The 19555-nt window shown below is 61.9% G+C and carries 19 protein-coding genes, 1 tRNA gene and 1 other annotated feature; of the genes, 14 read left to right on the forward strand and 6 right to left on the reverse strand.

The window, feature by feature from the left end; genetic code table 11:
* Positions 1–60: 60 nt before the first annotated feature.
* Positions 61–681, reverse strand: coding sequence for a DUF2312 domain-containing protein (locus tag NWI_RS16450; protein ID WP_011314824.1), 621 nt, complete (start codon positions 679–681; stop codon positions 61–63).
* 122 nt (positions 682–803) lie between these two features.
* Here NWI_RS16450 and NWI_RS17590 point away from each other — a divergent pair, with 122 nt between their 5' ends.
* On the forward strand, positions 804–1076 hold the full coding sequence (locus NWI_RS17590) for a hypothetical protein (RefSeq protein WP_011314825.1): 273 nt from the start codon (positions 804–806) through the stop codon (positions 1074–1076).
* A 224-nt stretch (positions 1077–1300) separates the two neighbouring features.
* Here NWI_RS17590 and NWI_RS16455 read toward each other — a convergent pair whose 3' ends face one another.
* Positions 1301–1693, reverse strand: coding sequence for a hypothetical protein (locus NWI_RS16455; RefSeq protein WP_011314826.1), 393 nt, complete (start codon positions 1691–1693; stop codon positions 1301–1303).
* A gap of 98 nt (positions 1694–1791) precedes the next feature.
* On the opposite strand from NWI_RS16455, the gene NWI_RS08135 reads away from it, so the two are divergent.
* Positions 1792–2064, forward strand: a complete 273-nt coding sequence (locus NWI_RS08135) for a hypothetical protein (protein ID WP_011314827.1) — start codon at positions 1792–1794, stop codon at positions 2062–2064.
* Positions 2065–2072: 8 nt separating this feature from the next.
* On the opposite strand, the gene NWI_RS18585 is transcribed toward NWI_RS08135, so the two are convergent.
* The gene (locus tag NWI_RS18585; RefSeq protein WP_041344925.1) at positions 2073–2279 is read right to left on the reverse strand and encodes a helix-turn-helix domain-containing protein; all 207 of its coding nucleotides are present in this window, start codon (positions 2277–2279) and stop codon (positions 2073–2075) included.
* A 92-nt stretch (positions 2280–2371) separates the two neighbouring features.
* Here NWI_RS18585 and NWI_RS08145 point away from each other — a divergent pair, with 92 nt between their 5' ends.
* From NWI_RS08145 to NWI_RS08185, 7 genes are all read left to right on the forward strand, one after another.
* Positions 2372–2746 (forward strand): helix-turn-helix domain-containing protein, encoded by a 375-nt coding sequence (locus NWI_RS08145; RefSeq protein ID WP_041344927.1) that lies wholly within the window; start codon positions 2372–2374, stop codon positions 2744–2746.
* A gap of 83 nt (positions 2747–2829) precedes the next feature.
* Positions 2830–3075 carry a hypothetical protein gene (locus tag NWI_RS08150; RefSeq protein ID WP_011314828.1) on the forward strand — a complete coding sequence of 82 codons (246 nt, stop codon included), beginning with the start codon at positions 2830–2832 and terminating at the stop codon, positions 3073–3075.
* An 85-nt stretch (positions 3076–3160) separates the two neighbouring features.
* Entirely contained in the window at positions 3161–3391 is a 231-nt protein-coding gene (locus tag NWI_RS08155; protein ID WP_011314829.1) for a hypothetical protein, read from the forward strand.
* Positions 3388–3657, forward strand: a complete 270-nt coding sequence (locus tag NWI_RS08160; protein ID WP_011314830.1) for a hypothetical protein — start codon at positions 3388–3390, stop codon at positions 3655–3657. Before NWI_RS08155 ends, NWI_RS08160 begins: the two co-directional genes overlap by 4 nt.
* Before the next feature lie 192 nt (positions 3658–3849).
* Positions 3850–5109: a phage Gp37/Gp68 family protein gene (locus NWI_RS08170; protein ID WP_011314831.1), complete on the forward strand. Its 1260-nt coding sequence runs from the start codon at positions 3850–3852 to the stop codon at positions 5107–5109.
* 585 nt (positions 5110–5694) lie between these two features.
* Entirely contained in the window at positions 5695–6945 is a 1251-nt protein-coding gene (locus tag NWI_RS16910) for a tyrosine-type recombinase/integrase (protein WP_011314832.1), read from the forward strand.
* Positions 6926–6997, forward strand: a tRNA-Arg gene (locus NWI_RS08185). The genes NWI_RS16910 and NWI_RS08185 overlap by 20 nt, the downstream gene beginning before the upstream one ends.
* 42 nt (positions 6998–7039) lie before the next feature.
* Here NWI_RS08185 and NWI_RS08190 read toward each other — a convergent pair.
* Positions 7040–7531 carry a single-stranded DNA-binding protein gene (locus NWI_RS08190; protein ID WP_011314833.1) on the reverse strand — a complete coding sequence of 164 codons (492 nt, stop codon included), beginning with the start codon at positions 7529–7531 and terminating at the stop codon, positions 7040–7042.
* Positions 7532–7988: 457 nt separating this feature from the next.
* Here NWI_RS08190 and NWI_RS08195 point away from each other — a divergent pair, with 457 nt between their 5' ends.
* Complete coding sequence (locus NWI_RS08195; RefSeq protein ID WP_011314834.1) at positions 7989–8765, forward strand: outer membrane protein; 777 nt, start codon at positions 7989–7991, stop codon at positions 8763–8765.
* 508 nt (positions 8766–9273) lie between these two features.
* Positions 9274–12255 carry an excinuclease ABC subunit UvrA gene (uvrA, locus tag NWI_RS08200; protein WP_011314835.1) on the forward strand — a complete coding sequence of 994 codons (2982 nt, stop codon included), beginning with the start codon at positions 9274–9276 and terminating at the stop codon, positions 12253–12255.
* A gap of 35 nt (positions 12256–12290) precedes the next feature.
* On the opposite strand, the gene NWI_RS17920 is transcribed toward uvrA, so the two are convergent.
* The gene (locus NWI_RS17920; RefSeq protein ID WP_187148050.1) at positions 12291–12578 is read right to left on the reverse strand and encodes a hypothetical protein; all 288 of its coding nucleotides are present in this window, start codon (positions 12576–12578) and stop codon (positions 12291–12293) included.
* Between NWI_RS17920 and NWI_RS16915 the strand changes: the two genes are divergently transcribed.
* Entirely contained in the window at positions 12577–13113 is a 537-nt protein-coding gene (locus NWI_RS16915; protein ID WP_347335886.1) for a BA14K family protein, read from the forward strand. The genes NWI_RS17920 and NWI_RS16915 overlap by 2 nt on opposite strands.
* 796 nt (positions 13114–13909) lie before the next feature.
* Positions 13910–17707 carry a vitamin B12-dependent ribonucleotide reductase gene (locus tag NWI_RS08210; protein WP_011314838.1) on the forward strand — a complete coding sequence of 1266 codons (3798 nt, stop codon included), beginning with the start codon at positions 13910–13912 and terminating at the stop codon, positions 17705–17707.
* Positions 17708–17978: 271 nt separating this feature from the next.
* Here the strand turns inward: NWI_RS08210 and NWI_RS08215 are convergent.
* A protein-coding gene (locus NWI_RS08215) for an IS3 family transposase (RefSeq protein ID WP_148203813.1) occupies positions 17979–19207 on the reverse strand; the annotation gives its coding sequence in 2 pieces (ribosomal slippage) (positions 17979–18919 and positions 18919–19207; 1230 coding nt in all).
* Positions 18810–18926 (reverse strand) — a sequence feature (AL1L pseudoknot). (Overlaps the previous gene by 117 nt.)
* 70 nt (positions 19208–19277) lie before the next feature.
* Between NWI_RS08215 and NWI_RS18590 the strand changes: the two genes are divergently transcribed.
* Positions 19278–19553, forward strand: a complete 276-nt coding sequence (locus tag NWI_RS18590; protein WP_187147953.1) for an ImmA/IrrE family metallo-endopeptidase — start codon at positions 19278–19280, stop codon at positions 19551–19553.
* Positions 19554–19555: the final 2 nt, after the last annotated feature.

A 19555-nucleotide genomic window follows, 5' to 3' on the forward strand; every position in this document is an offset into this window, starting at 1 on the left:
CGACCTGCTCGAGCGCGATAAGGTCGACCGGCTGCGGCTTGAGCAGAGCGGCGGCGCGCATCATGCGTCCTCGCCTTCGTCGTCGCTGTCAGGATCCTCGTCGGGCTTGCTCACCTTGCTGCGCTTCTCCGCCGCGTCGGCCTTGCGCCTGACGTCGTCGCTGGTTGCAAGCTTTCCGCCCGGCACCATGGTGAGTACGGTCGCCGGCGTTTTCAGCGCGCGGCCGGTCTTTTCCTTCGGTGCAGCCGCCGGCGGCACATAAACCTCGGCATAGGCCCGGCCCTCTTCGTCGCGCCACAACCGCATCGGATCACCGCCGACGCGGGCGATGATCTCGCCATTGTTCGGAATGAGTGACGACAGCACGTCGATAACCTGCTCGCGCGCCAGCACGTCGACGCCGAGCGCGCGAACCATGGACGGCAACGGCGCCTCGGGCGTCATGCCGAGTTCCGCCATGTAGGTCTCGAAAATGGAATCTTCCTCGGCCACCTCGGCCGGGTCTTTGTCGCGCCGCTTGATGATGCGCCGCATCGCCTTGGTGTCGAAGCCTTCGGCCTTGGCCTCGGCGAATACAGCCTTCATGTCGTCGCCGAGATCGCGCCGATCGGCCGCGATCCGCTCGATGCGCTCAATGAAATCCTTCAGGCGCGAACGCGCCTCGGCGCGGGCCGTCGTCATCGGACGCCCCTTTTCAATCTCTGCAGATCAGCATCGTGCGCCGAGTCGGGCATGGCGGATGACGCCACGTCCGACTCGGCTACCATCGGGGTTGCAACACCAACCGATGAAGGAGATTCGCGATGAGCGACGACGAACGAAAGTGGCCCTACGGACTCGCGACCGATCACATCGATCGCCTGCATGACCTTGATCTGCATCCGCCCGAGGTCTTCAGCGATGCCGCGCAGATATTCGAGAGCGGCGGCATACTGCGCTTTGTCTTTCGCGCTAGCCGTCCCGAACTCGGTGACCCCTATAGCGACCCGACCGTTCCGGTCGCCCGGGTTGCTATCAGCCGGCGCTATTTCACCGCCGCGCTGCAGGATGCGCTCGCCAAGCTGCCGCCCGGTTGACGGCAGCAACTTCCAGCGCTTCTCTTCCAGATATTTCCAACCGGCGGGCACGTATCTGCGGCGAAGCCGCTCCAGCTCGGCCAGGAAGGGTGCGACGCCGGCAAGCGCCGCCTCTCGATCGGAATCGGATAATCGCGATGCGGCCTGCGTAACCCGGTCCCGTTCGTCGAACGACGCGGTCGGCCAGGAGGCGTTGAACGAACTCAGAAAGGACTGAATGTTCATCAGACATCCTCCAGGGCTTGCGCTTTTTCCCGGCGAAGCTCGGCCTCGCGCTCATGAATGGTGAGAAGCCGCCGCGCCCTGCGGTCGCGCGCGATCCACTCGGCTTCAGCGCCGGCGGTGATCGCATCGAGAACGATGCCGCCAATCGGGCTGCGGAGCAGCGAGGCCAGCGCCTCGCCGTTCGGCGATTGCCGTCCGGCGAGCCACAATTCACAGACGCGCTGCGGCCGATGCGCGTAATCCGCCAGCGTTTGCGCTAGCTTGTCGGGATGTTCACGGCGAAGCGCGTCGACCACCCGCGAAAACCACCGATCGATTGATCGGTATTTACCGATCGAATGATCGGCGCCGGTTTTTGACAGTTTTGCGCCGGTCGGGCTCGGTCGGGTCATGATTGAACCCCGCCGACTTTTACCCTTCGCTCAGACCCGATCTGTGAGATTTCCCGCAGGCCTAAGGCCGCTGAGGAAACGCCAGAAGGGGAACAATCTTGAAAAACGAAGTGTTGCAGGGGCTGATCGACCCCGATCGCGTACCCGACCTTTTTGCCGAAGGGTTTGCGTCGATAGAGAAAGCTGGGAACGCCTGCGTCAGATTCACGCTGTATGCGAGGCGAAACTACGGAACCGAGATCGAACACATCGTGATCGGTCGCGTCGTCATTCCGAAGGAGATTTTGCCCACCGCGTATCGCCAGACCAGAGCAGTACTCGAGGGCGGCCCCTTTCTGAGCGCGGTACCGATTGCGAGTTTCTTGACGTAGCAGCATCATCACGCCGCCCTGAAAAAGTCGTTCGGCGTCAGCTGACCATCGCTGGCCGCAACCAACCGGCCGATCAACGAGGACCCCGGAGGCTCGCCGCTCTCGATACGCGAAAGCCACGACTTCGTGGTGCCCACACGAGAGGCGAGTTCCTCCAAGGTCATCCCTTGGGCTTTCCGGTACGCTTTGAGGGGGTGGACAGCCGAATCGCTCATGCTCGGAAAGTTACGTTATTCGTAACTTTCCGCAACAGACAGTTTCGCCATCCGGGAACGACAGAGCGTTACGCTTAACGTAACCTGCTGACATGTCGAAGGAAAAGCAAAAATCCACAGGCCGACGCAAGCCGAAATACAAAACGTATTTCCTTGCGTGGCGACTCGCCCGGCGCCTTACGCAGCAGGGGCTCGCCGATCTGCTCGGAACCAATAAGACTCGCGTAACTATGAAAGAGCGGGACCTTGAGGGCTGGGACCAAGATTACCTAGACGCCTTGTCCAGGGCGCTTTCCGTAGACACGTGGTCCCTGCTCTACCGAGACCCCGACGCCGACAACTCCGACGAGGCAAAAGGATTTCGCGTCTACGACGAATTGAGTCCTGAAGCGAAAACCAAAGCACTCGACTACATGCGCGACCTCAAGTTGGCCGACAAAGCCCGTCGCGGATCTGGCCAAAACTGAAGTTACGAGTATCGTACTTTTCTCATTGCTGAAAAGTTTCGCATGGCGTAACATTCTCCCGACACCAAATCGGGAGACGCGCCATGGCGCCCAGCGATACCGCCCAAAGCAACGTCATAACCCTGCCCCGCCTGGAGGCCGGCGATCTCATTGACCGCATGGCCGCCGATCTCATCCACTTCGAGGCGACCGGCACCGAGGGTGACGCCATTCGCTCGCTGATGGCCACCCGCCGCTACGGCTACGGCGAGATCGCCACGCTCATCGACGACGCCCTGGCCGCCGCCCGGCAGGAAATCGTGGCCGCCGAAATGGCGAGGGCGTCATGAGCAGGATCGCCACCAACATTCTGCTCTGGCTTTACGTCGGAGTGTTACTCGCCGGCACCATCGTGGACACATGGCAGGTGCCCCGATGAGAAACCGCCCCTCGCCTGCTTTTATCGCGAAAGTGCTCGACGCCCTGCCCGCCGACGGCGCGCCGATCTCATCGCGCGGCGTCTTTCTCGCGATCGGCGAAATCTCAACGCCGGCCTACGTCCGCATCGTGCTGCGCCAGCTCGCGATCGGCGGCCGGATCATCGCGACCGGCCCCAGCGGCCAGCGCGTCTATCGACGGCTGCCGGCGCAACAGGAGGTCGCATGAAGCGGAGAAAAACAGGCCGCCTCGCGATGCGGTGCGAGGGCAAATTCTGGAACGCCTATTATGCGCTTCCCGACACGATGGAAGACGCGATCCTGCTCGGCTCGATCCACATACGCCTCGTCGCCGACGTGACACGCAAGAACCTGTTTATGGCGCTGATGCAGGAGGCGGTGTCCGACATGCTGACGGACATCACCGGCACGCGGCCGACATGGCCTGACGAACCCCACGCGGCTCCACCGCACGAACGCGCGGGGCATTCATGAACTCGAAACCGCAACGATATTTTGCGCGATCCGCGTCCGATCGCACAGACGAATGGCCCTACTGGTTCGTCGCCGATCGAGGGAAGTCCGGACTGAACGTGACCGGAGAGCTCGTGCCGCAATTGCACGGATACCTTCCGTTTCTGTTGCGCGCGGATGCCGAGTACGTAGCAGAAAAGGCTAACCGCAACCATGGCTGAGCACAGCACCATCGAATGGACCGATGCGACGTGGCAACCGATCACCGGATGCAGCGTCGTCTCGCCGGGCTGCACCAACTGTTACGCGATGCGGCTTGCAGGCACGCGCCTGAAGCATCACCCGTCCCGCGCGAACCTCACCACCATGACCAAAGGCGGTCCGGTGTGGAACGGCGCGGTGCGGCTCAACCCTGAATGGCTGACGCAACCGCTCGGCTGGAAGAGACCGCGGCGCATCTTCGTCTGCGCGCACGGCGACCTATTCCACGAATCGGTGCCCGACGAATGGATCGACCAGATCTTCGCCGTGATGGCGCTGACGCCGCAGCACACTTATCAGGTGCTGACGAAGCGCAGCGCGCGGATGCGGGACTACATCTGCACGCGTGCGGGCGACTGGCAGGTCGTGCTGCCCGATGCATGTGCTCCTGGCACACTACCGATTACAAAGAACGACGTAGCGCGCGCGCTCGGACGCCTCCCGAAGTTCAGTTACGACCCGCCGACGCCCACATGGCCGCTTGCGAACGTCTGGCTCGGCGTCTCCACCGAGCGGCAGAAGGAAGCCGACGAACGGATTCCGGACCTGCTGGCTACGCCGGCGGCGGTGCACTTCATCAGCGCCGAGCCGCTGCTAGGGCCGATAGATCTAACGGCAATCAAAGCCACGCACGTTCCGGGCACGCCAGACGATAGCGATATGGGCTGGACCTTCAACTCTCTGGCTACGGGCGACTATTACAGCTTCAAGGATGATCGAGGATATAACGAGGGCGGTGATGGCCCGCACCGCGAACACGCGCTTGATTGGGTCATCGTCGGCGGCGAATCCGGCCCCGACGCCCGGCCGATGCATCCGGATTGGGCGCGGTCCATCCGCGATCAGTGCGCCGCGGCCGGCGTGCCGTTCTTCTTCAAGCAGTGGGGAAGCTGGTACCCTATCGTCGATCGCGACAAGGAGGATCCGGACTGGCGTGCTGATTATGGCCGGGCTAGCCGCTCGCCCGAGAAATTTCGCATCCTCAACTTGGCCGGCGGCTGCGGCTTCCATGGCGATAGCGTGCATCTGATGCAACGCTACAGCAAATCCGCAACTGGCCGGCTGCTCGACGGCGTCACCTATGACGCCATGCCAAAGGCAGTAGCCGAGCAGCTAATCGCCCGTCAGCGGCCGAGCATCCAAAATGCCGGCGACGCGCTCGACGAGCAGACTCGCGGCGCTCCCATTTCGGTGAGGGGCGCGCCGCGATGACCTTAGTTTACGATGCCAGCCCTGAGCTGTCGCGCTTCCGAGAGCCAGCACCGAACAATGGCGAGCCATTCGTTAGCGCTTTCCCATTCGTTAGCGCTTCCGCATACCCGCACGTGGCGCATCGCAACACGCTCCATGCCCTCAAGCTTAGCAACATCGTCGTCTTCAATCAACATTTGAAACTTCCTTTTGGTTCTAAAATACCTTGGCGTCCGGCCCGACTAACGACGGGCTGCTCGCTCAATCCATTCCCAAATAGCGGCATAACTGTGTCGGTTACAGACCGGTCGGAAGTGTTCGAGCAGCCAACCGGGCCTCAGCGGCCTGACGCCATGCCAGAGACCGCGCGGTGACGCCGGCCCCCGCCCTACCCGACGCCCTGCAGGCCGCGTTCATGCGCTCGGCGACCCTCGGGATGCCGGAGCTGGCCCGCCTCATCCCCATGGACGTGAAGACGCTGAGAAGGCATCGTGAGGCCGGCCACCTGAGGGGCCGGATCAAGGGCTTTGGCCGGAAGCATCCGCGCTGGGTCTTCACCGCCGCCGACGTCGCAGGATTCTTCCTGACGCTGCACGAGATTGCCGAATGTCCGTCTATCCCATCAAGGGCTCCCGATACTGGCAGTTCGACTTTCAAATCTCAGGTTATCGCTTTTCCGGATCAACAAAAAAGACGTGTGAACGTGACGCGAAGGCCGTCGAGACCGCGGAGAAAGCCAAAGCCCGCGAGCTGGTCAAATCCATCACCGTCGCCGCGGGCGAACCCATAAGGCTCGGTGCCGCCTGCGACCGCTGGTGGGCCGAGGTTGGCAGCCGGGGCTCCGAGCGCGACATGCAGCATGCGCTGGGCCGGATCCGCGACATTATCGGCGACCGGACGTTTCTGCACGACATCACCGACGACACGCTCTCCCGCCTGATCGCCGAGCGGCGGCAGGACCGGGTCCGCGCCGGCCGCGACGATAACGGAGTGCAGTTGTGGCGCCCGATCAGCAACAAACGGGTGAACAAGACCACCACGGGCCTGTTGCGCCGCGTCATCAACCGCGCAGTCGACAACTGGAACGCCGTGGTGCCGCGAGCGCCGAAATGGGAGAAGCACTGGCTCAAAGAGACCAAACGGCCAATTCGCGAGATCGGTCACGCCGAGGAAGCCGCGATCGACGCCGAGGAGGATGCCGACTATGCGGCGCTACGGCGCTTCGCGGTCATTACCGGGCTGCGCCGCGGCAGCGTGTTGCTGCGATGGCCCCAGGTTGACTTTGAGCAGGCCGTAGTGCGCGTCATCACCAAAGGGGGCGTCCCGCGCGTGATCCCGCTGACGAAAGAGGCCTACGCCCTTCTGTGGGCCCGCCGGGGCCACCACCCGGAGGCCGTCTTCACCTTCATCGCCCGCCGCACCAACAAGAACGCCAAGAACGGGCAGCAGTACATCCGGGGCCAACGCTACCCGATCACGGTCTACGGCTTCGTCTCACACTGGCGCTACGCCACCAAGCGCGCCGGCGTGAAGGCCCGAATCCACGACATGCGCCATACCGCTGCCACCCGCACCCTGCGAGAGACGGGCAACCTCAGGCTCGTGCAGAAGCTGCTTGGCCATACCGACATCAAAATCACCGCGGAATTCTATGCCGACGTGCTGGTTGAGGATCTACGCGAGGGGATGGAGCGCACCAGCGCCGCCGAGCGCCAGGCGGTTGCAAAGCTAGAATCAGGTCGCGCCGTCGAGCGAGAGTGTGCGGTAGAAGTCGCGGGGAATCCCTGTAATAAATCCCGAGGCACTTCAGCAACAACCGACAAGCCTTTGCGCTCACGGCGCAATTCGGAACCGTAGTAGCGGATTTCTACTCCGCGGGTTGCAGGTTCGAATCCTGCCGGGATCGCCAAAATCGCCGCTACGCCGAGCAGGCTTACATTCATTCATCCGCCTAAAACGGAATGTCGTCGTCCATGTCGCCGCGATGGCTGCTGGCGGGCGCGGCGCGGCGCGGCGCGGCGCCGGATGGACTTCCGGACCCGAAGCCGCTGCCGGCATCGTCAGGTCCGAAATTGCCGCCCCCGCCGCTATTGCGGCCATCGAGCATCGTCAGCGTCGAATTGAAGTTCTGAAGAACCACTTCGGTGGAGTATTTCTCGACGCCGTTCTGGTCGGTCCACTTACGGGTCTGCAACTGTCCCTCGACGTAGACCTTCGAGCCTTTCTTCAAATACTGCTCAACAACCTTGCAGAGACCTTCGTTGAAAATCACGACTCGGTGCCACTCCGTCCTTTCCTTGCGCTCGCCGCTCGTTCTGTCGCGCCAGCTTTCCGAGGTGGCGATCCGCAGGTTGGCGATCGGGCGTCCGTCCTGAGTCCGCTTGATCTCCGGGTCGGCGCCGAGATTGCCGATCAGAATAACCTTGTTCACGCTACCCGCCATCGCCGTTCTCCAATTGTCCCGTCCCGATCGCTAGCTCAAACCGGCGATAGCCCAAACAGGCGTTCCACTTCAAATCCCTGCCCTCTATCCAGCCGTGGCAGGCGTTCAGGCAAGCTTACACTCCCCTCGCCGCGCCGAGAGGCCGATCGAAGGGTTATCCACGATCGAACACCTCGTATATGGAGTTCTATATTTGTTCTCAAGTGGGGAAAGGCGGAAATCTGCTCAGGTTCTCGCGGTATTGGCCTTGGTTTCCCCCACCTTCAGCACACGGGGTTTCCCCCACCTTCAGCACACGGGCCGAACCAATTTGAGCTAACCGATTTGAGCTAACGTGTTGCATTTGAGAGACGGCATTTTGTCGCGTCGGAGAGTATAAATGATTCACAAATTTCGGGGTGAATACCGGCGCTCGCGCTTTAACGGTTGAAATTAAAGAATAATCAGGGGGATCGAAATGAGCAAGCTACTGATCGGAGCCGTCAGCGCTCTTGCTATTGGCCTCGGCGCTGTTGCGCCAGCCGCCGCGGCCGACCTTGCTCCACGTCCCTATACGAAGGCCCCTCCTCCAATGATGGCCGCAATCTACGACTGGAGCGGCTTCTACATCGGTGCGAACGGTGGCTGGGGATCGAGCAGGAATTGCTGGGACTTCACGACGCCCGCAGGTGTTTTCGTCGCGAACGAAGGTTGCCATAACGCAACCGGCGGCACGGCCGGCGGCCAGATCGGCTATCGCTGGCAGGCCACCAACTGGCTGTTCGGCCTCGAGGCTCAAGGCAACTGGGCTGATCTGAGCGGCCGCAATGTCAGCCTCGCCTTCCCGGCTTTCACCAACAACAGCAATTTGAACGCGTTCGGCCTGTTCACCGGCCAGATCGGTTACGCCTGGGATGCCACCTTGCTCTATGTGAAGGGCGGCGCCGCCGTGACGTCCAACCGATACCGGAGCCTTGTTACCGCGACCGGCGTTCAGGCAACCGACAGTGTCAACAACAACCGCTGGGGTGCGGTCGTGGGCGTCGGCCTGGAATACGGGTTCGCGCCGAACTGGTCGCTCGCCTTCGAGTACGATCACATCTTCATGGGCAACAGCAGGCACACCTTCACCAACAATGGCGTTGCCGGAGCCGCCGGTACGCTGTTTGGAACGGACAACATCAGCCAGGACGTGGACATCGTCACCGCGCGCATCAATTACCGTTGGGGTGGCCCCGCCATCGCGCGGTACTGATCGCGCCTGATCCGATTTCCCTGGTAAACTCCTCAAGGCCGGCTTTCGCCGGCCTTTTTTTTGCGTCGGGATCCAGTGCGTGTTCGCAAGAATCGCCAGGGCGGGCGGCGATGAACCGTGGCCGGGTCTCCTTTGCGATGAAATAGTTTTAGAGCATTTTCCGGCGAAGTGGATACCGGTTCGCCGCAAGAAAATGCGACCAGACAACCATTTCTAGAGCATGCTCCGATTCAACTTGATCGGATCATGCTCTAGAGCCTTTCCGTTTCTGATAAATCAGAATCTGGCTCTATGATTTTGATTTAGTGCGCTTTCTTCATGCGAACTGGTGTCCGCTGTGCTTGAAAACGCGCTTGATCATCGCGGCCCTCTGGAAATCTCCCGCTGTTCTATCTACGTTCCACGGACTGCCACAACGGATTGCTACAAACGGCGCCACTCCGGGGATTTCGACCGGCGCGGCGCGCCCAAGCGCGGCGCGATTCTGGCGCCTGGATAAAGCCCTGTCATGGACGAAGTCATAAAGGCCAAGCGGCAACAATCGAGCCCCGCGAGTCGCGCCATCACGATCCGCGGCGCGCGCGAACACAATCTGAAGAACGTCGATCTGGAGATCCCGCGCGATAAGCTGGTGGTGTTCACCGGCCTTTCCGGCTCCGGCAAGTCCTCGCTGGCGTTCGACACCATCTATGCCGAAGGCCAGCGGCGCTATGTCGAGTCGCTGTCGGCTTACGCGCGTCAGTTCCTGGAGATGATGCAGAAGCCCGATGTCGATCAGATCGACGGGCTGTCGCCTGCGATATCCATCGAACAAAAGACGACGTCGAAGAACCCGCGCTCCACCGTGGGAACCGTGACGGAAATCTACGATTACATGCGGTTATTATGGGCGCGCGTCGGCGTGCCCTATTCGCCCGCCACCGGCCTGCCGATCGAGAGCCAGACGGTGTCGCAGATGGTTGATCGGGTTTTGGCGCTGCCTGATGGCACGCGGCTCTATCTGCTGGCGCCGGTCGTTCGCGGCCGAAAGGGCGAATATCGAAAAGAACTGGCGGAGTATCTCAAGAAGGGCTTTCAGCGCGTCAAGATCGATGGCTCGTTCCACGAGCTCGCCGACGCTCCCGCGCTGGATAAGAAGTTTCCGCACGATATTGACGTGGTGGTCGATCGCATCGTCGTCCGGCCGGACCTAGGCCAGCGGCTGGCTGAGTCGTTCGAGACGGCCTTGAAGCTCGCGGAAGGGCTGGCGGTGATCGAATATGCGGATGCCCCTCCTCCGCTCCCCCACGGCGCGGGCGACAAGAAGAAGGTCGCGAAGATTCACGACAGGAGCGGGCCTGAACGCATCCTGTTCTCGGAAAAGTTCGCGTGCCCCGTGTCCGGCTTCACGCTTCCCGAGATCGAGCCGCGGCTGTTTTCGTTCAATAATCCCTACGGCGCTTGCCCGAAGTGCGGCGGTCTTGGTGTCGAGCAGCATGTCGATGAAAATCTGGTCATCCCCAACAGGGAATTGACACTGCGCAAAGGCGCGATCGCACCGTGGGCGAAATCGTCGTCGCCGTACTACCTGCAGACGCTCACCGCGCTCGGAAAATTCTACAAGTTCGCTCTCGACACCAGATGGAAGGATCTGCCGAAGAAGACGCAGGCCGCGCTTTTGCATGGCTCGGGCGACAACGAGATCAGGTTCTCCTATGAGGACGGCGTGCGCTCCTATGAAACCAGGAAGCCGTTCGAAGGCGTGATCCCCAACATCGAGCGCCGTTATCGCGAGACCGAAAGCGAATGGGCGCGCGAGGAGCTCGGGAAGTATTTCTCCGATGTGCCGTGCGATTCCTGCAAGGGCTATCGACTCAAGCCGGAGGCGCTCTGCGTCAAGATCGGGGGCAAGCACATCGGCGAGATCAGCGAACTGTCGGTTCGCGGCGCCGGCGAATGGTTCGAGACGGTCCCGACAATGCTCTCGGCGCAGCAGAACGAAATTGCCGGTCGCGTCCTCAAGGAGATCCGCGAACGGCTGTCGTTTCTGCTCGACGTCGGCCTTGGCTATCTCACGCTGTCGCGCGCTTCCGGCACGCTGTCCGGCGGCGAGAGCCAGCGCATTCGACTTGCTTCGCAGATCGGCTCAGGCCTCACCGGCGTGCTTTATGTACTGGACGAGCCGTCGATCGGACTGCACCAGCGCGACAATGCCCGCCTGCTTGAAACCCTGAAGCGGCTGCGCAATCTCGGCAATACCGTGATCGTTGTCGAGCACGACGAGGATGCCATCCGCCTCGCCGACCATGTGCTCGATATCGGCCCCGGCGCCGGTGTTCACGGCGGCCACATCGTCGCGCAGGGCACGCCGGCCGACATCATGCGCAATCCCAGATCGCTGACCGGCAAATATCTGACAGGCGAGCTGTCGGTCGAGATACCCGAGCGGCGGCCGCCGAACCATCGCCGCACCATCAAGCTGGTCAACGCGCGCGGCAACAATCTGAAGAACGTTACCGCGGAAATTCCGCTCGGCCTGTTCACCTGCATCACCGGCGTCTCCGGCGGCGGCAAGTCAACGCTGCTGATCGACACGCTTTACAAAGCGATCGCGCGGAAGCTGAACAATGCGAGCGATCCCCCCGCGCCCCATGACCGTATCGAAGGCCTGGAGCATATCGACAAGATCATCGACATCGACCAGTCTCCGATCGGGCGCACGCCGCGCTCCAATCCCGCGACCTACACCGGCGCCTTTACGCCGATCCGCGAGTGGTTCGCCGGGTTGCCGGAAGCCAAGGCCCGCGGTTATGCGCCCGGCCGCTTCTCGTTCAACGTCAAGGGCGGGCGTTGCGAGGCCTGCCAGGGCGATGGGGTCATCAAGATCGAGATGCACTTCCTGCCCGATGTTTATGTCACCTGCGACGCCTGCAAGGGCAAGCGCTACAATCGCGAAACGCTTGAGGTGCTGTTCAAAGGCAAGTCGATTTCGGACGTGCTCGACATGACGGTCGAGGAAGCCGCCGAGTTTTTCAAGGCGGTGCCGCGCGTGCGCGACACCTTCTTGACGCTGCAGCGCGTCGGCCTCGGCTACATCCGTGTGGGACAGCAGGCGACCACGCTGTCAGGCGGTGAAGCGCAGCGCGTCAAGCTCGCCAAGGAACTGTCGAAGCGAGCGACCGGCCGCACGCTTTACATTCTCGATGAACCGACAACCGGCCTGCATTTCCATGACGTCAAGAAACTTCTTGAAGTGCTGCACGAACTGGTGGCGCAAGGGAACACGGTTGCGGTGATCGAGCACAATCTCGAAGTCATCAAGACCGCGGATTGGGTGATCGATCTCGGCCCCGATGGCGGCGACGGAGGCGGCGAGATTGTTGCCTGGGGAGCCCCGGAAGACATTGTGAAAGCGCCGCGCAGCCATACCGGAAAGTTCTTAAAGCCGATTCTGGAAAAGGCAGGAAAGCCAAGGCGGCATAACCCGAATGCGAGTGAAGCGGCCGAATGACGCACGGCCGCGCAATCTTGTGAACGATGAACTCATCAATGAAGATTTATGCCCAAGCGTCTTGTCAGAAAGATATTTTCAGGGATTTTTTCGTTGAAACGGATGCGCGCACCGGAGATGGAACATGACCATGGCGGCCGTTGCGGAACTCCCCAGTTGTCGCCACGTTTGGTTCGTGGAGCGAAGCCTTCGATTGGAATACCTGAACATGGAGTTACGAATATGTTCCGTTTCAAATCCGTTTTAGCGGCGACCGTCATCGCTTTAGCGCCGCTGGTCGTTGCGTCGCCGAGCTTTGCACAAGGATGGGGATCAAAAGCCATGGGATTCTCTGGCGGCGGCGCCCGCATTGGCGGCGGCAGCTTCATGGGTGGTGGCCGACATTTCGGCGGCGGTGGCCGACACTTCGGCGGCGGCTGGCGCGGGGGCGGGCGCATGGGCTGGGCCGGTCGGGGTTGGGGAGGCCATCGAATCGGCTGGGCGGGACGTGGCTGGCGCGGGCATCGCATCGGCTGGGGTGGACGCGGATGGCGTCGTGGCTGGGGTGGAGGTTGGGGAGGTGGATTCTACCCCGGTTTGATCGGCGGCGGCCTGTTGGGCGGAGGCTTGTGGGGCAGTCCATGGGGATGGGGCTGGGGTGGAGGTTGGGGACCGGGATTAGGTTGGGGATCACCCTTCTATTCCGATTACGGGTATGACGACGGGTATTATGACGACGGCCCGGCTGTCGCTCCGACAGTGGTGCGAACCAATGGCAGAGATGTCACCTACTGCCAGCGGCGATTCAAATCATACGACGTGCGTTCCGGGACCTACCTGGGGCGCGACGGCAGACGACATGCGTGTCCAAGACGCTGATAGCTTTCGCCAATTACGGCTTTAGCTTCCCGGAGCGGTGCGAAACCACCGCTCCTTTTTCTTTTGCGTCGCTTCTTTCCTTCTCTTCGGCCCCTGCTGCGCCCCGAGTCGCTGCCTTTAGCAACCCTTCGCCTGCCTTGTGAACAGCGGGCGAAATTCATTCCGAGTCGGTGATTTCAAGGATTTGCCGTTGGGAATCCCCGCAGACTCACTGATACTTGAAGCAACTCTAGGCCAATGCGATCCTTGGCCTCCCTCCCTTTTCCACCATATTTAGTGTTTGTTTCACAAGTTTGCACTAACCCTTGACGCATGTAAGGGAGTCGCCCTAGCTTCGATCTGTCCGGCGCGAGGGTTTCTTGGGTTCCCGCCGGGCGCTCCTAGGAGCGTTTTCAAGCGAAGTGGACACCGGTTCGCGTGAAGAAAACGCGTCCAATCAAAATCATAGAGCCCGCTTCTGATTTTATCAGAAGTGGAAAGGCTCTGAAGATCAAGATCGGGCTACTCCATCCGCCGGTAGAGGCAGCGGATGGTGGAATGATGTCTGCCTCCGAGCCTTGGCATCAGGAGCCTTGGCATCAGGAGCGTTGGGCGTCAGGAGCACGAAAAGCCGGATCGAAACTGGCTCAAATGGGGATGCGAGGCGTTGAGTCCAAGACCGCCTCGAGGCTGAAGGTTCGGAAGTGAAACCGGACTGAACAGGTCGGTACACCGGCCGAACCGCGGGCGCGAAGTTCGCGAAGGGAAACCGCCGCTGCCGCACAAGCGGTGACGGACAGTTACGGGGCACGAAGCAATGCGATTCGAACGGCGCTACACCACGGACGGCCAATCACCCTATGCCGGGATTGATTTCCGGCTGACGACGAGCGAGATCCGAAACCCGGACGGCTCGGTGGTGTTTCGGCTCGAGAATGTGGAAGTGCCGGAGTTCTGGTCTCAGGTCGCGTCCGACGTATTGGCGCAGAAGTATTTCCGGAAAGCTGGCGTCGCGGCGCGCCTGAAGAAGGTCGAGGAGGAAACGGTCCCTTCGTGGCTGTGGCGCTCGGTGCCCGATACCGATGCGCTTGCCGCCCTCCCCGAAAGCGAACGTATCGTCGGTGAGACCTCGGCGAAGCAGGTCTTCGACCGGCTGGCCGGCTGCTGGACCTATTGGGGGTGGAAAGGCGGTTACTTCACCTCTGAAGACGACGCGCGGGCTTTCCACGACGAACTCCGCTGCATGCTGGCGCGCCAGATGGTGGCGCCGAACTCCCCGCAGTGGTTCAACACCGGCCTGCATTGGGCCTACGGCATCGACGGTCCCGGCCAGGGCCACTACTACGTCGACTTCAAGACCGGCAAGCTGACCAGGTCGAAGTCGTCCTACGAACATCCGCAACCGCACGCCTGTTTCATTCAGGGCATCGAGGACGACCTCGTCAATGAAGGCGGCATAATGGACCTGTGGGTGCGCGAGGCGCGCCTGTTCAAATACGGCTCCGGCACCGGCTCCAACTTCTCGCGGTTGCGCGGCGAAGGCGAACGCCTCTCGGGCGGCGGCCGCTCCTCAGGCCTGATGAGCTTCCTCAAGATCGGCGACCGCGCGGCGGGCGCCATCAAGAGCGGCGGCACCACGCGTCGCGCCGCCAAGATGGTTGTGGTCGACGCCGATCACCCTGATATCGAGCAGTATATCGACTGGAAGGTGAAGGAGGAGCAGAAGGTCGCCGCCCTCGTCACCGGCTCCAGGATCAACCAGAAGCACCTCAAGGCGGTGATGCGCGCCTGCGTCAACTGCGAGGGCTCGGGTGACGACTGCTTCTTGCCGGAGAAGAACCCCGCGCTGCGCCGTGAGATCAAGCTCGCCCGCCGCGCCCAGGTGCCTGACAACTACATCAAGCGTGTCATCCAGTTCGCCCGGCAGGGCTACAAGGAGATCGACTTCCCAGTCTACGATACCGACTGGGATTCCGAGGCCTATCTCACCGTCTCCGGCCAGAATTCCAACAATTCGGTGTCGCTGAAAGACGACTTCCTGCGCGCGGTCGAGACCGACGGCGACTGGAATCTGATCGGGCGCACCAACAGGAAGGTGACGAAGACCCTCAAGGCGCGCGAGCTCTGGGAGAAGATCGGCTACGCCGCCTGGGCCTCGGCCGATCCCGGCCTGCACTTCAACACCACGATGAACGACTGGCACACCTGCAAGGCGTCCGGCGACATCCGCGCGTCGAATCCGTGCTCGGAATACATGTTCCTCGACGATACCGCCTGCAACCTTGCCTCCGCCAACCTGATCACGTTCTACGACACCGCCTCGAAGCAGTTTGACGTCGAAGCCTATGAACACACCGTGCGTCTCTGGACCGTCGTGCTGGAGATCTCGGTGCTGATGGCGCAGTTTCCGTCGAAGGCGATCGCCGCGCTTTCCTATGAATTCCGCACGCTTGGTCTCGGCTTCGCCAACATCGGCGGTCTCCTGATGACCATGGGCCTGTCCTATGATTCGCGGGAAGGCCGCGCGCTGTGCGGTGCGCTGTCCGCGATCATGACCGGCATCGCCTACAGGACCTCCGCGGAAATGGCCGGCGAACTCGGCGCGTTTCCCGGCCACAAGAAAAACGCCGGCCATATGCTGCGCGTCATCCGCAATCACCGCCGCGCCGCGCACGGTCAGGCGCACGGCTATGAGGCGCTCGCGGTCAACCCGGTGCCGCTCGACCACGCCTCCTGTCCGCAAGCGGACCTGATCGCCCACGCGACCAGGGCGTGGGATGATGCGCTCGCGCTCGGCGAACAGCACGGCTATCGCAACGCCCAGGTCACGGTGGTGGCGCCGACCGGCACCATCGGCCTCGTGATGGACTGCGACACCACCGGCATCGAGCCCGACTTCGCGCTGGTGAAGTTCAAGAAGCTGGCCGGCGGCGGCTACTGGAAGATCATCAATCGTGCGGTGCCGGAGGCGCTGCGCGCGCTCGGCTATCGCGAAAGCGAGATCGCCGAGATCGAGGCCTATGCGGTCGGCCACGGCTTGCTGTCCAACGCGCCGGGCATCAACGTCTCCACCCTGAAGGCCAAGGGATTCACCGACGAGGCCATCGCCAAGGTGGAAAAGGCGCTGCCGACCGCGTTCGACATCAAGTTCGCTTTCAACAAATGGACGTTCGGCGAGGACTTCATCCGTGACACGCTCGGCGTCGACGCCGACGCCCTCGCCTCGCCGGCCTTCGACCTGCTCGCCGCGATCGGTTTCAGCAGGCGCGAAATCGAAGCCGCCAATGTGCATATCTGCGGCGCGATGACCGTGGAAGGCGCGCCTCACCTCAGGGCCGAGCACTATCCGGTGTTCGACTGCGCCAACCCCTGCGGCAAGATCGGCAAGCGCTATCTCTCGGTCGAAAGTCACATCCGCATGATGGCTGCGGCGCAGCCCTTCATCTCGGGCGCGATCTCGAAAACCATCAACATGCCGAACGACGCCACGGTGGACGACTGCAAGTCGGCCTATCTGCTGTCGTGGAAGCTCGCGCTGAAGGCCAACGCGCTCTATCGCGACGGATCGAAACTGTCCCAGCCGCTCAACTCGCAGCTCATCGTCGATGATGACAGCGACGACGACGCGATCGAGGCGCTGATGGACAAGCCGATGGCCGCCCGCACCGCACAGGTGGCGGAAAAGGTTGTCGAGAAGCTGGTGGAGCGCATCGTCGTGCTGCGCGAGCGCGAAAGGATGCCGGACCGCCGCAAGGGCTATACCCAGAAGGCCGTGGTCGGCGGCCACAAGGTCTATGTCCGCACCGGCGAATACGACGACGGCCGCCTGGGCGAGATCTTCATCGACATGCACAAGGAAGGCGCTGCGCTGCGCTCCTTCATCAACAACTTCGCCATCGCGGTGTCGCTCGGCCTGCAATACGGCGTGCCGCTGGAGGAATATGTCGACGCCTTCACCTTCACCCGCTTCGAGCCGGCGGGACCGGTGCAGGGCAACGACTCGATCAAGTACGCGACCTCGATCCTCGACTACGTATTCCGCGAACTCGCCGTCAGCTACATGGGCCGCTACGACCTCGCCCATGTCGATCCGTCGGAGACCGGCTTCGACGCGCTCGGCAAGGGCGTGGCCGAAGGCAAGACGCCGGAAGGCCAGCAGGCCACCCGCTATGTCTCGAAGGGCCTGACCCGCTCACGCACCGACAACCTCGTCGTCATGCGCGGGGGCAATGATGCACGGGGGTCTTCGTCCTCAGCCGCCGGCGACGGCGGCGCGCGTACTTCCGTCCCCTCCCCCCTCGCAGGAGAAGGCCGGGCCGCAGCGGCCAGCGTCACGGCCCTCTCATCCTCGCGCGCGGGCGATACGCTCGAAGGCGCGGCCGCGCTGAAGCAGGAGACTGGTCATGATCTCTCGCCGACCGAACGGCTGGAGCAGCAGCAGAGAAACAAGGTCGCCGCGCCGGCAATCGCACCGACCAAGGCCGAGCGCCGCGCCGAAGCGAAGGCAAAAGGCTACGAGGGCGAGATGTGTCCGGAGTGCGCCAACTTCACGCTGGTGCGCAACGGCACCTGCATGAAGTGCGATACGTGTGGAAGCACGACGGGGTGTAGTTAGGAGACAGATAAATGATTAAATTCATTCCGTCAGAAGACATTGATAAGATTGCGTTAGCCCATCGCCGCGCATTGGGCTTCCGAGATGATCAGATGATCGACGGAATGACTCTTAATTACCAAGCTCAAGAAACGCTATCCTGAGTTTGACTACCGGCGAGTACCGAACGGTTCACTCAACAGTGCTGATGCACAGTGGGATGACCGCAAAAAGCTAATAACCCTTACTGAAGTGAACCGCCCCGAGTTTGCCGGAGGCTGTTTGGTTTGAGTCACGCCGCCATGGCTGTCTCGTCGAGCATGGCGTAGTAGCGCTCCTCGGCTTCGGCCGGCGGGATGTTGCCGATGGGCTCCAGCAGCCGGCGATGGTTGAACCAGTCGACCCAGGCGAGTGTGGCGAACTCGACCGCCTCGAAGCTCCGCCACGGCCCGCGCCGATGGATGACCTCGGCCTTGTATAGACCGTTGATCGTTTCGGCGAGCGCGTTGTCGTAGCTGTCGCCGACGCTGCCGACCGAAGGCTCGATGCCCGCCTCGGCCAGGCGCTCGGTGTAGCGGATGCTGACGTATTGCGAACCGCGATCCGAGTGATGGACGAGACCAGCCTTGCTGGCGGGGCGCCGTTCATGCAGCGCCTGCTCCAAGGCGTCCAACACGAAGGCGGCATGAGCTGCGCGGCTGACGCGCCAGCCGACGATCCTGCGAGCATAGGCATCGATCACGAAGGCGACATAGACGAAGCCCGACCAGGTGCTCACGTAGGTGAAGTCGGATAGCCACAACATGTTTGGAGCTGGCGCGTGGAAGACCCGGTTCACGTGATCGAGCGGGCACGGAGCTGCCTTGTCCTGCACGGTCGTGCGGATCGGCTTGCCGCGGATGACGCCCTGCAGGCCGAGATCAGCCATCAGGCGCTCGACGGTGCAGCGAGCAACCGGGATGTTCTCCCGGTTCAGCTGCCGCCAGACCTTCCTCACGCCATAGACCTCGAAGTTCTCGACGAAGACGCGCTCGATCTCAGGCTTCAGCCTCAGGTCCCGCTTTGCCCTTGCCGACAGCTTCGTGGGATCGGCGCGCTTGGCGAGGTCGTCATGGTAGGTCGAGGGGGCGATCGGCAGCACCCTGCAGATCGGCTCGACCCCGTGGACCTCTCGGTGACCGTCGATGAAGGCGATCATGTCTTTGACCGGCGGTCGAGCTCCGCCATCGCAAAATACGCCGACGCCTTGCGCAGGATCTCGTTCGCCTGCCGAAGCTCACGGTTCTCCCGCTCCAGCGCCTTGAGCTTCTCGGTGACCTCGCTCGGAAGACCGGCGCGCGTGCCGCTGTCGACCTCAGCCTTCTTCACCCACTCATTGAGCGACTGCGCCGTGCAGCCGATCTTCGTCGCGATCGAGGAGACCGCGGCCCACCGGGACCGATGCTCCTTCTCGTGATCGAAGACCATCCGCACCGCGCGGGCCCGCACTTCCGGAGAAAACCGGTTCCTCGTCTTGCTCATCATGGCTCCACCTTCTCAAGGTTGGGAGCCTCCGGCAAACTCGGGGCGGTTCAAAGCGACTTTTGAGGGCATGAACCAAAAAAAGCCGCGGAGTCTGTTTGCCGTCGTCCATGAAGTTGGGCATGCGTTATTAGGTCATAAGGGTATTCTCAACCGTGGTCCATCAAGCGTTGTTGCCGCATCGTTGTCCTCTAATCTCAAACGAATGGAGCATCAAGCGAACTCATACGCAGGTTTTTTGATGCCTGATCACTCAGGACTCCGAACTATGACCATTGACCAAATTATCAAAGCTTATAACGTCAGCAGCGAGGCCGCGCGAATTCGGTGGTCTCAATTTCGCTAGTC

Source organism: Nitrobacter winogradskyi Nb-255, assembly GCF_000012725.1.
GTDB lineage: Bacteria > Pseudomonadota > Alphaproteobacteria > Rhizobiales > Xanthobacteraceae > Nitrobacter > Nitrobacter winogradskyi.